At 38.3% G+C, this 11,900-nt stretch carries 14 protein-coding genes, 1 rRNA gene and 1 pseudogene; 13 read left to right on the top strand and 3 right to left on the bottom strand.

Going from position 1 to position 11,900, the window contains the following annotated elements:
* From ACOZBY_RS16095 to rpsI, 8 genes are all read left to right on the top strand, one after another.
* Positions 1-172 (top strand): DNA-directed RNA polymerase subunit alpha C-terminal domain-containing protein (locus tag ACOZBY_RS16095; RefSeq protein ID WP_422762569.1); only part of this gene is annotated, 172 nt, incomplete at its 5' end.
* 56 nt (positions 173-228) lie between these two features.
* Complete coding sequence (gene rplQ, locus ACOZBY_RS16090; RefSeq protein ID WP_012296051.1) at positions 229-609, top strand: 50S ribosomal protein L17; 381 nt, start codon at positions 229-231, stop codon at positions 607-609.
* Positions 610-1,033: 424 nt separating this feature from the next.
* On the top strand, positions 1,034-1,879 hold the full coding sequence (locus tag ACOZBY_RS16085) for an energy-coupling factor ABC transporter ATP-binding protein (protein ID WP_012296050.1): 846 nt from the start codon (positions 1,034-1,036) through the stop codon (positions 1,877-1,879).
* Entirely contained in the window at positions 1,855-2,727 is an 873-nt protein-coding gene (locus tag ACOZBY_RS16080; RefSeq protein ID WP_012296049.1) for an energy-coupling factor ABC transporter ATP-binding protein, read from the top strand. Before ACOZBY_RS16085 ends, ACOZBY_RS16080 begins: the two co-directional genes overlap by 25 nt.
* Positions 2,724-3,521, top strand: a complete 798-nt coding sequence (locus ACOZBY_RS16075; protein ID WP_012296048.1) for an energy-coupling factor transporter transmembrane component T family protein — start codon at positions 2,724-2,726, stop codon at positions 3,519-3,521. Before ACOZBY_RS16080 ends, ACOZBY_RS16075 begins: the two co-directional genes overlap by 4 nt.
* Before the next feature lie 13 nt (positions 3,522-3,534).
* The gene (gene truA / locus ACOZBY_RS16070; protein WP_197148753.1) at positions 3,535-4,275 is read left to right on the top strand and encodes a tRNA pseudouridine(38-40) synthase TruA; all 741 of its coding nucleotides are present in this window, start codon (positions 3,535-3,537) and stop codon (positions 4,273-4,275) included.
* A 179-nt stretch (positions 4,276-4,454) separates the two neighbouring features.
* Complete coding sequence (gene rplM / locus ACOZBY_RS16065) at positions 4,455-4,892, top strand: 50S ribosomal protein L13 (protein ID WP_004233742.1); 438 nt, start codon at positions 4,455-4,457, stop codon at positions 4,890-4,892.
* 25 nt (positions 4,893-4,917) lie between these two features.
* Positions 4,918-5,310 (top strand): 30S ribosomal protein S9, encoded by a 393-nt coding sequence (gene rpsI, locus ACOZBY_RS16060; RefSeq protein WP_004233744.1) that lies wholly within the window; start codon positions 4,918-4,920, stop codon positions 5,308-5,310.
* 201 nt (positions 5,311-5,511) lie between these two features.
* On the opposite strand, the pseudogene ACOZBY_RS16055 reads toward rpsI, so the two are convergent.
* Positions 5,512-5,795, bottom strand: a pseudogene (locus ACOZBY_RS16055) (nucleoside deaminase); the annotation flags it as partial.
* Between the two features lie 446 nt (positions 5,796-6,241).
* Between ACOZBY_RS16055 and ACOZBY_RS16050 the strand changes: the two are divergent.
* The 3 genes from ACOZBY_RS16050 (at position 6,242) to ACOZBY_RS16040 (ending at position 9,162) form a co-directional block, all read left to right on the top strand.
* Entirely contained in the window at positions 6,242-7,189 is a 948-nt protein-coding gene (locus ACOZBY_RS16050) for a DUF4822 domain-containing protein (protein ID WP_373561626.1), read from the top strand.
* Between the two features lie 131 nt (positions 7,190-7,320).
* Positions 7,321-8,034 carry an N-acetylmuramoyl-L-alanine amidase gene (locus ACOZBY_RS16045; protein ID WP_012296043.1) on the top strand — a complete coding sequence of 238 codons (714 nt, stop codon included), beginning with the start codon at positions 7,321-7,323 and terminating at the stop codon, positions 8,032-8,034.
* A gap of 72 nt (positions 8,035-8,106) precedes the next feature.
* Entirely contained in the window at positions 8,107-9,162 is a 1,056-nt protein-coding gene (locus tag ACOZBY_RS16040) for a P-loop NTPase (protein WP_422762550.1), read from the top strand.
* Positions 9,163-9,217: 55 nt separating this feature from the next.
* Here the strand turns inward: ACOZBY_RS16040 and gerD are convergent, their stop codons facing one another.
* Complete coding sequence (gene gerD, locus ACOZBY_RS16035; RefSeq protein ID WP_031416707.1) at positions 9,218-9,832, bottom strand: spore germination lipoprotein GerD; 615 nt, start codon at positions 9,830-9,832, stop codon at positions 9,218-9,220.
* Between the two features lie 151 nt (positions 9,833-9,983).
* Here gerD and ACOZBY_RS16030 point away from each other — a divergent pair, with 151 nt between their 5' ends.
* A complete protein-coding gene (locus tag ACOZBY_RS16030) occupies positions 9,984-10,658 on the top strand; it encodes a KinB-signaling pathway activation protein (protein ID WP_012296040.1) in 675 nt (224 codons plus the stop codon).
* 39 nt (positions 10,659-10,697) lie between these two features.
* Here the strand turns inward: ACOZBY_RS16030 and ACOZBY_RS16025 are convergent, their stop codons facing one another.
* Positions 10,698-11,354, bottom strand: a complete 657-nt coding sequence (locus tag ACOZBY_RS16025) for a hypothetical protein (RefSeq protein ID WP_036217758.1) — start codon at positions 11,352-11,354, stop codon at positions 10,698-10,700.
* Positions 11,355-11,620: 266 nt separating this feature from the next.
* On the opposite strand from ACOZBY_RS16025, the gene ACOZBY_RS16020 reads away from it, so the two are divergent.
* Positions 11,621-11,900: ribosomal RNA gene (locus tag ACOZBY_RS16020) — 16S ribosomal RNA — on the top strand; the annotation flags it as partial.

Genomic DNA, 11,900 nt, shown 5'->3' with positions numbered 1-11,900 from the left:
TTCTGTTCGTTCTTACAACTGCTTAAAACGCGCTGGTATTAACACAGTACTAGAACTTGCGAATAAGTCAGAAGACGACATGATGAAAGTTCGTAACCTTGGACGTAAGTCACTAGAAGAAGTAAAAGCGAAGTTAGAAGAGCTTGGTTTAGGATTACGCAAAGAAGACTAAGCGATTTAAACAAAACTAACAAGGTCAGATTTTTTCTATAAAGGAGGGAAACATCCATGGGTTACAGAAAACTTGGTCGTACAAGTTCTCAACGTAAAGCGATGTTACGTGACTTAGCTACTGATTTAATCATCAACGAGCGTATCGAAACTACTGAGGCTCGCGCTAAAGAAGTACGTAAAGCTGTTGAAAAAATGATTACTTTAGGTAAGCGCGGAGATTTACATGCACGCCGTCAAGCTGCTGCATTCATCCGTCGTGAACTAGTAACAACGACTGATGCAGAAGGTAACGAAACAACATCATTTGCACTTCAAAAGTTATTTGATGATGTTGCACCACGTTATGCAGAGCGTCAAGGTGGTTACACTCGTATTCTTAAAGTAGGTCCTCGTCGTGGTGACGGTGCACCTGTAGTTGTGATTGAACTAGTTTAATCATACTAGAAAACTTGTGGTGAAGAGGGTGGGAATCACCACCCTCTTTCTTTATAAATGATTTATACGACAAATAATTAAGCTGAGCGTTATGATGAGCGGACACTAAGGTGTGGCGTCTCGTTTAGCTCTCCGCACCTCATTCAGGAGAAATAAGGGCTTGAGCACCCTTATTTCTTGAAAATGTAACGACTAGCGCATTTCTATTGAATGAGGTGCGCGCTTTTTTATTACTAAGGATAGCGCCAATTTGTGGTGCTTTTTTTAATATATGGGTTTAATATTTTCGTGAATCACACCCGTACTAGAACATTTAATTATTTTAATGTTTTACTTTTATAGACATAGGGATTGTAGTAGAATTCATACATAAAAAAGTGTAAGTTAGTTAGTAGAGCTGAGCATGGAGAGAGGAGTTCTAGAAATGCCTGAAATTTTATCTTTAAATAATGTGACTTTTTCATATACACCAGAAGAACCAAATAATCGTAATGCTGTCGAAAATGTTAGCTTCGCCGTTGAAGAGGGAGAATGGATTGCCATCGTAGGACACAATGGTTCTGGAAAGTCAACTATTGCAAAGTTGATGAATGGTTTGCTATTCCCTCAAGAGGGAGATGTACGCATACTGCGGGAACCATTAAATGAAGAAAACCTTTGGGAGTCTCGTTCTCTCATGGGAATGGTTTTTCAAAACCCCGACAATCAATTTGTAGGTGCAACCGTACAGGATGATGTTGCGTTTGCATTAGAAAACAATGGCGTGCCTTTTGAAGAAATGGTACATCGTGTTCATGCGGCACTAGAACAAGTAAAAATGAGCCACTTTTTAGATCATGAGCCACACCATTTATCAGGAGGGCAAAAGCAGCGTGTCGCTATTGCAGGAGCGCTTGCATTAAAGCCGAAGCTTCTTATATTAGATGAGGCTACTTCGATGCTAGATCCACAGGGACGTGGAGAGGTATTACAAACTGTTCAAACTTTACGAGCTGAAACAGGACTTACTGTCCTATCCATAACCCATGATTTAGAGGAGGCGATGCTAGCAGATCGTATACTTTTTATGAATGATGGGAAGAAGTTTGCAGAAGGTACCCCTGCTGAAATATTTGCTCTTGGGGACAAGCTAGTGGAATTTGGACTAGACTTGCCATTTGCGCTAAAGTTATCAAAGCTATTGCAAAAGGAAGGTGTTCCATTAATGGGACAACATATGACAGAAGAAGAGTTGGTGAATGATTTATGGACATCAAACTTCAACAAGTAAGCTATGCTTATGCAAAAGGTACGCCTTTTGAAAAACGGGCATTATTCGATGTAGAATTCAATATCCCATCACACACGTATCAAGCCATTATTGGTCATACTGGTTCTGGTAAATCAACTATTCTCCAACATTTTAATGCACTTCTAAGACCCACTTCAGGAGAAGTACATATCGGGGATCGTGTAGTGGTAGCTGGTAAAAAAGCAAAGGATTTAAAAGCTGTACGACAAAAGGTTGGTATTGTCTTTCAATTCCCTGAGCATCAGTTATTTGAAGAAACAGTGTTAAAGGATATTATGTTTGGTCCCATGAACTTTGGCGTAGCAGAAAAGGAAGCCGAAAATCGTGCAAGGGAACTTGTCAGCTTAGTAGGGTTACCAGAAGATGTCCTAGAAAAATCTCCGTTTGATTTGTCGGGAGGTCAAATGCGTCGAGTAGCAATAGCAGGTGTTTTAGCGATGGACCCTGAAGTAATTGTGCTGGATGAACCTACCGCGGGCTTAGATCCACGTGGTCAGAAAGAAATTATGGATATGTTTTATCAGCTTCATCAGGAACGTCACCTGACAACCATTCTTGTGACGCATAGCATGGAAGACGCTGCCCGATATGCTGATAATATTGTAATTATGCATGAAGGAAAAAATGTTTTAAGTGGAACACCGCGAAATATATTTAAGGATGTTGATACATTAAAGAGCTTTCGCTTAGAACCGCCACGTATTGTACGCTTTCAGCAAAAGATGGAGCAAATGCTAGGGAAATCCTTATCAAAAGTTTGTTTAACCGAAGAAGAACTTGCAGCTGAAATTGCTCAAGTACTAAGAGAGGAGCGTGCGGAATCATGATGGAAAAAATGATTTTTGGACGCTTCTTGCCAGGAGACTCTCCCGTTCATAAACTGGATCCACGCTCTAAGCTAATCTTCGTATTTGCCTTTATTATTATAGTATTTTTGGCTAATAATACAGTAACATATGCCATGCTTTTGGCCTTCACACTGCTTGTTGTATTAATATCACGAATTCGCTTGTATTTTTTGATAAACGGTCTTAAACCAGTTCTCTTTTTGATGGCCTTCACCTTCTTGCTTCATATTTTTATGACGAAGGAAGGCGTTCCCGTTTTTGACTCGAAGTATATTACCATATACGATGAGGGGATTAGACGTGGGGTTTATATTTCAATACGTTTTCTAGTATTAGTATTTATAACATCTATCTTAACTTTAACGACGTCACCGATTTCCATTACAGACGGTATTGAAGTCCTTTTAAATCCTTTGAAGACGTTGAAAGTACCTGTCCATGAATTAGCTTTAATGATGTCGATTTCTTTACGCTTCATTCCAACTTTAATGGATGAAACAGATAAGATTATGAAAGCACAAATGGCACGAGGCTCTGATCTATCCTCGGGTCCAATAAAAGACCGTATTAAAGCTGTAGTCCCATTACTAGTACCTCTTTTTGTGAGCGCATTTAAGAGGGCCGAAGATTTAGCCACAGCGATGGAAGTAAGAGGCTACCGCGGAGGGGAAGGGCGTACTAGATATCGTAAGCTAAAATGGGATATGGGCGATACATTTGCGCTTGTATTATTAGTAGCAATAGGTGTATTGCTATTCTTCTATAGAAGTTAAAGGAGTATGCTTTATGCGACGATTAAAAATAATTATTAGCTATGACGGTACACATTTCTCAGGCTATCAAGTACAGCCTGGGGAACGCACCGTACAGGCAGAAATAGAACGTGTATTAGCCATTATGCATAAAGAGGAAAAAGTGAAGGTGACCGCAAGTGGACGTACAGATGCTAGGGTTCATGCTACAGGGCAAACGTTGCATTTTGATACACCACTAGCCATTCCAACTGACAAGTATCGTAAAGCTTTGAATGTACAGCTACCTAGAGATATTCGCGTATTGTCTGTAGAAGAAGTAGCACATGACTTTCATGCACGTTATAGTGTAACTGGGAAGCGATACCGTTATATTTGGTCCTGTGAGCCTATTCAAAATCCATTTCGGAGACATTATACAGTTAATACAAACGGGGTCAAACCGGATGTGGTTGCAATGCAGAAGGCTGCTCAAGCTATCATAGGGACACATGACTTTTCATGCTTCTGCGCAGCCAATACAAGCGTGCAGGATAAAGTAAGAACAGTAACTTCACTACAATTTGAATGGCATGGGGAAGAGCTTCATATGGTTATTGAAGGCAATGGCTTCTTATATAATATGGTTCGAATTATTGCAGGTACACTTTGGGAAGTAGGTATAGATCGCCGGACGATTGAAAATATAGCACTGGTAGTCGCTTCAGAAGATCGGGATAAAGCTGGGAAAACCGCGCCACCACAAGGTTTGTACTTAGAAAAAGTATTCTATTAGTGTCACTTTCAACCTCGAAACAACTTTACCAGGTGTTTAATGAAATTGCTTGACTTTAAAAGTCATTCATTATATGATAACAGATGGTATTTTCATTACCACCACAAATAAGCCCCGAAAACTTATAGTGTAGTTTAATGAAAAATAACGGTAATCGAATCGATTAGGAGGATATATACATGCGTACAACATTCATGGCTAAAGGTCACGAAGTAGACCGTAAATGGTTAGTAGTTGATGCAGAAGGCCAAACTCTTGGACGTTTAGCTTCTGAAGTAGCTGCAATCTTACGTGGTAAACATAAACCAACATTCACACCAAACGTTGACACAGGTGATCACGTAATCATCATCAACGCTGACAAAATCCATTTAACTGGTAACAAATTAGAAGGTAAACTTTACCGTCACCACACTCAATTCGCAGGTGGTTTAAAAACTCGTACTGCTGGTGAAATGCTAGACAAGTACCCAACAAGAATGATCGAACTAGCAGTTAAAGGAATGCTTCCTAAAAACTCTTTAGGTCGTAAAATGTTCACTAAACTTAATGTTTACACTGGAACAGAGCATCCACATGCTGCACAAAAACCAGAAGCATACGAGCTTCGCGGATAATATAAATTAAGAGGAGGATATTACTTTGGCACAAGTTCAATACATCGGCACTGGTCGCCGTAAAAGCTCTGTAGCTCGCGTACGTTTAGTACCAGGTACAGGTAAAATTGTTATCAACAAACGTGAAATCGAAGAATACGTACCATTCGCTGCATTACGTGAAGTAATTAAACAACCATTAGTAGCTACTGAAACTACAGGAAGCTATGACATCCACGTAAACGTTAACGGTGGTGGATACACTGGTCAAGCTGGTGCTGTTCGTCACGGTATCGCTCGTGCTCTACTTCAAGTAGACCCAGATTTCCGTGCTGCATTAAAATCAGCTGGATTACTTACTCGTGATTCACGCATGAAAGAACGTAAAAAACCAGGTCTACGCGGCGCTCGTCGTGCACCTCAGTTCTCAAAACGTTAATTTCAAATTTTTCTATCAAAGACTCTTTCTACTTTTGTGGAAAGGGTCTTTTTGTATGAATAGAATAATTATAAAAAGCAATCGTTATAGTTGCCCGAATATGGCTTAATATGATTTCTGATGAAATTGTCGATGAAGCTGGTGTACCTGTTGTTGAATAACTCAATGACGAACACTTAGTTAGTAGCGATGTCTATTTCATTGTGTAAGCAGTTTGGACGAGCTAGCATAAAGATTCTCCCTAAACCAACCCAATCGTGGGCTGCTGCACATAGGGCAATGTTCACCGAAAGTATAAACGGCTGCTATTCTTCTTTCCTCAACGACCCTACTTTCAGCTGCTCAACGTGCTAATGCGAATTCAGGATGTGCTGTGTATTGTCACAGTTAGACATATGATTTCAATCTTCGGCTAACCCCTCACCATTTTCCAGCTACAAAAAGGACTCATCACCTGCTTTCAATGCATTTTTGACAAGCTCAATACATTTTTCTCAATATATTAAATCTACTGAATAAGAGCCCGTACTGTTTGATTGGTGGCATTGATATCAGCCGCCCCCTTCTTGTAGAAGTGTTAGGACTTGAACCGTTTCTCTATTCCCGGCAGCAATAATTAAATGATCGCTCATTTTTATCACCTTCACCGTCCAGTAGAACGCGTCTTTTAGTATATTTATCAAACTTTAAATAGTTTTCTTAGCATAATTATTGTTATTTCTGCACAAATTTAAAAATATTAAAAATATTTTCGGATAAGTTTATGCTTTTTTAAGAAATTATTTAGAGGGAGTTTAACAATGCATTTTATTATGAATTATGAAAGCTACAACATGCCTTTCAAGAGTGGGTTTGGTGTAACTAAAAAATATAAAGCAAAAAATGGAGGTAAGTAGGTATGAAGAAATTATTGATGGTATCTGTTGCAGCAATGGCACTACTTGCAGCATGTCAAGATAAGGAGCCTGTGAAAGGCAATACGACGAATGGTGAGGGAACAAAAACAGAAAGCGTTGCTACAGAAAATACAACGAAAGATCAAGCACAAGAGCAACTCACAAAGGGTCAAGCCATGGCAACTATTCTAAGTGCTACAAACTGGCAGGGTACGAAAGTATATGATAAAGATAACAACGATTTAACTGCGGAAAACTCAAACTTTATTGGCTTGGCTAAATATGATATGAAGACAGGTCATTATGAATTTTTTGATGCTACTACTGGCGAAAGTCGTGATGATAAAGGAACATTCTTCATTACAAATGATGGGAAACAAAGGATTCTAATTTCTGAATCCAAAAATTATCAAGCACTAGTAGAGATCACAGAATTAAATAGCGATATCTTCACTTATAAACGAATGGGGAAAGATGCTACTGGTAACGATGTAGAAGTCTTTGTGGAGCATATCCCTTATCAAGAAAAAGAGCTTACATTTACAGATCCAGATAAAACTCTTAATGCGACTACAGGAGATATCGTAACAGATGTAGACGGCGATGAAATTTTAGCTAATACATTATGGCAGGGCACAGTTGCTTTAGATGAAAATGGTAATGATGTAACCGAATTTAATTCAAATTTCATTAGTATTGCAAAATACGATGCAGAAACGAATAAATATGAATTCTTTAACCCTGAAACAGGCAAAAGCCGCGGTGATTATGGCTACTTTGACGTCATTCATGACAATAAAATCAGAGCTCACGTTTCACTTGGTGATAATAAATATGGTGTGGCTCTTGAAATTACTGAAATGAATGATAAGAAGTTTACGTATAAAAGAACAGGTAAAGATAAAAATGGAAATGAGATAACTGTGTTTGTTGAGCATGAACCCTATGAAGGGGAATTTAAACCAGAATTTACACTGCAATAAAATTGTTCTTCCTCCCTTACTATAGAAGAAGTTAAAAACTCTCAAGTTGAATACTTGTGAGTTTTTTTTTCTTTCTGGCATAGTTTCTCCACTAACTTCGTACACTAAATGTAAAAGGGTGGTGGATATGGGTGAAGCGCTGGCTGGCACTAGGAGTAATTATGCTTATGAGTATAGTGGTCGTGGCATATGAAACAAATGCTTCGGACCGTAACTTCTTTTTACCAGACCCACTTGGTGGCATAAAAATTGTCATTGATGCAGGGCATGGTGGGGAGGATGGAGGGGCTTCAAAGGGCGAAGTCATTGAAAAGGATATTACACTTGCAATTTCTCAGCACGTGGAGAAGAAATTGAAGAAGAAAGGCGCAACAGTCATCATGACAAGAACAAAAAATGGTGATGTTATTGATGAACACGCGCCATCAGAAAAGTATGGAACGTTAAGAGAGCGTAAAAAACAGGATATCTTTTTACGAAAGGATATTGTAGAAAAAGAAAAACCAGATGTGTTTATTACCATACACGCCAATGCTATTCCAGAAACAAAATGGCGTGGTGCACAGGTGTTTTATCATAAGGAGGGACATGCTGACGGTGAGATACTTGCAAAAAGTATTCAAGAGTCCATTCGTACTAATTTAAAAAATACAGACCGAGAAGCATTGTCTATTAAGCAGATTTATTTACTGAAAAAAGCAGAAGTACCTGCGGCATTAGTAGAGACTGGGTTTATTAGTAATGATGAAGAACGGGCTTTACTTACCGATAAGAATTACCAAGAAAAAATGGCAGATGCTATTGTTGAAGGTATAGAAGAGTATCTATTAGCGAAAGTTGAGTAGAGCAACATCACAACGTAAATTAAATCATTTATGATATACTAACATTGAGACAATATAAGGGGAGTGTTCGTCGTGATTACTGAACAACAAGTACGAGAAATACTAGGACAACTACAAGATCCATTTTTACATAAATCGCTTGCAGAAACAGATGGTATTACAAACGTAGCAATAAAAGAAGAAAAAAATCATGTCAGTGTAAAAGTTGCGATTGCTAAATTGAATACACCTGAACAATTACAACTACAAATGAAAATTGTTGAGATGTTAAAAGAAGCGGGTGTAAACACAGTTGGTATTCGTTTTGAAGAGCTATCAGCTAAAAAGCTTCAAAGCTTCCGTGGCACAGCAACAGAATCTGAAGCACAGGATATTTTATCGCCACTTAGTACAGTTCAAGTTATTTCAATTGCTTCGGGTAAAGGTGGAGTAGGTAAATCAACAGTTTCGGTTAACTTAGCGGTTGCCCTAGCTCGTCTAGGCAAAAAAGTGGGCTTAATCGATGCAGATATTTATGGTTTTAGTGTGCCCGATATGATGGGTGTAACGGATATGCCTAAAGTAGTCGATAATCGTATTTTCCCAGTTGATCGTTTTGGTGTAAAAATGATTTCAATGGGCTTCTTTGTAGAAAATAATGCACCAATTGTATGGCGTGGCCCAATGTTAGGTAAAGTATTAGATCAATTCTTCCGTGATGTAGAATGGGGAGAGCTTGACTACTTACTATTAGATTTACCACCAGGCACAGGTGATGTTGCATTAGATATTCATCAAATGTTACCATCATCAAAAGAGATTGTAGTCACAACACCTCACCCAACAGCAGCATTCGTTGCAGCTCGTGCAGGTGCCATGGCTCTGCAAACAGACCATGAAATTTTAGGTGTAATTGAAAACATGGCTTGGTTCGAATCGAAATCAGGTGAGAAAGAGTTTGTCTTTGGGCAAGGCGGAGGTCCTAAACTAGCAGAGGAGCTTCGTACGGAGCTACTTGGACAAATCCCACTTGGGCAACCAGATTGGACAGATGCGGATTTCGCACCATCAGTATATGCTGAAAAACATACTACTGGACAAATTTATTTAGACGTCGCGACGAAAATTATTGATAAATTAAATAAATAATAAAAAACGGATTTCCATCCTTTTTGGAGGAAATCCGTTTTTTAATAATCCACGATTATTCTGTGCCTTTTTGCTCCTTATCAGTGCCACCACTGCCACCACTTTGCCCACTTGCTTCTTTCTTATCGCCACTTCCAGATGAAGGTGTTTCACCGCTCTTTTTAATTAGCTCTTGCCATTTAGATTGCATTAAAGGGCTTTCGATTGTTTCCTTTACTACTTCCTCCATTTGCTTTCGCATATTGGAGGATTTAAGGATAGTCTCTAGCTGTTTCTGCATATCAGGCTGTCCAAAAAAGGCTTCCATATCCTTTTGGAAAGTTGGATCTTTTATTAAGTCCTTCATAATATCCTGTTGCTGTTTTTGCATACTTTTCGCAACTGTTTCCTTAAACTTTGGATCTTCAAAGGTTTTCTTCCAAAAGTCTTCTGCTTCCTTGGAAAGTAATGTTTCCTCAGTAGCTTTTTTCACTTCATCATGCTCTAAAATCAACAGCTCACGGAAACTGGGCTCTTCTAAAAGCTGTCGCAATGCCTTTTTACCGTCCTCTGTTTGTAAAGAGTCAATCATAATTTTTTTTATTTCATCATAGGACATAGTAGAGGTTTTATCTTGTGAACAGGCAGAAAGAAATAGCATTAGAATCAGTAATATGGTGAATTTTCGCATCGACAATCAGTCCTTTCTATAGATAGACTCTTTCAATTATTGTTCACATTTCTGATGACTTTATGTATTGGGAAAGATGAGAAATAGCTTTTTTAACAATGCATTGATAAAATAAGGACAGATATATTGAGAAATTGGGGGACTTTTAGTTGTGACGATACGAAATTGGGCAAAGTTTTTCTTCTTTGCAATGCTCGTTGGTGGGGTAGTCAACGGAGCTTTTAGTTTATTTATTCGCTGGGATTTCTTCCAACCATACATAGCAAACGGTCATTGGGGAGAATTTTTCGCTGGACTATTATGGATGGTCTTCTTAGGATTTACAATGAGTGTTATTGCACAAGCTGGTTTTTTCGCTTATTTAACACTCCATCAAGTAGGTGTAAATATCTTTAGAACACTTACATTATGGAATTGGGTACAGCTTTTACTCATTGCAATTACAATTTTTGATATTATTTTCTTCCGTTTTGTACCTGGTGTAAAGGATGGGCAAAGCTGGTTATTCTATGTTGGATTATTAATTGTTCTCATTTTTGGAGCCATAGCTACAGCTGTTCAAAAAGTAAAATTAACAGGGAAAAAACATGTATTCATTTCTGCTCTTTTCTTCATGATTGTCATTACAACTTTGGAATGGACAATTGCGTTAATGGGTCGTGATGAAAATATTAATGAATATGTCGCATTGTTATTATTCCCGTTATTAGCGGTTAATGCATATCAATTATTAGTATTGCCTAAATATAATGCAAAATCCGATGAAGATCGTCAAAAATTAGAAGCACGTCGTAAAGCGCGCCAAGAACAAGCAAAAAATGCTTAAATGAAAAAAATTGCCTCCTACAAAATAGAGGCAATTTTTTTATGGAGATTTTTTAGTTTGCACTTTATAGCCAAATATATTTTCCTCAATTGACATAAACTTATTTTGTCGTATTAAAGTATTAAGTTCTTTCAAAGTAAAAGAGCTATCTTGGTGTAGTGGAACAAATACAAAGTCCCCTTTTTGGAGTTTAGGTGTTTTCTCACCCTGCCAAATAAGAGAAGGAGATAGCAAATTCATTTGTTGCTGAAACAAAGATTTTTGCAAGTCTTGTGAATACTGATGATTCTGAGTAGCAAACCAGAGTGGCTTTTCCTTCAAATATTGTTCATAAATATCAATATCCTTTTGTACAAGCTTAATGTTAACAGGCTCTTCTACTGAATCCTTTGGTCCAAGTAGTCCTGTAGGTAATTTTCGCTCTTGAATAATTTTTATATGGTCAGGTGAACGCTTGATCCATTCGGTATCTAGAAGAAGAAGCGGATAAGGTTCTTTCACTGTTTTAAGCCATTCCATTAGAGACTCATCAGAGAATGAAATCTCTACAACCAGAGATGTGCCGTAATGACCTTTTGTAACGACAACTGGTGCGTTAGCAATATTAAATACAGAAATCATCGTGGAATTTATAGGCTTTAGAAAAACAAAGAGAATGCCGATTAGGAGCAGTGAAATCAACGTTTTTCGGATCATAATAACAACCTCGTTTCTATAATTTTAAATAAAAAATAAGTCTCTTTAAAAAAACTTATGATTTAGTGTTGACTTTCATGAATAATCGATGTTATTATGTATAAGTCGCCAAGAGGTGACAGTGAAATAAACAACATGAACCTTGAAAACTGAACAAGCAAAACGTAATCAATAAAGTTTTAAGTAGCTAGATTTACTAGTGAACGAAACAAAATTTTGGACATCAAAATGATGCCAGCAAAACAATTTGAGCTAATCAAATTTCTTTTATGGAGAGTTTGATCCTGGCTCAGGACGAACGCTGGCGGCGTGCCTAATACATGCAAGTCGAGCGAACAGAGAAGGAGCTTGCTCCTTTGACGTTAGCGGCGGACGGGTGAGTAACACGTGGGCAACCTACCTTATAGTTTGGGATAACTCCGGGAAACCGGGGCTAATACCGAATAATCTATTTCACCTCATGGTGAAATATTGAAAGACGGTTTCGGCTGTCGCTATAGGATGGGCCCGCGGCGCATTAGCTAGTTGGTGAGGTAACGGCTCACC

This window comes from Lysinibacillus sp. NPDC056220, from assembly GCF_049315265.1.
GTDB lineage: Bacteria > Bacillota > Bacilli > Bacillales_A > Planococcaceae > Lysinibacillus > Lysinibacillus pinottii.
The sequence above is the reverse complement of the archived record's forward strand: the minus strand, read 5'-3'. Positions and strand labels throughout refer to the sequence as shown.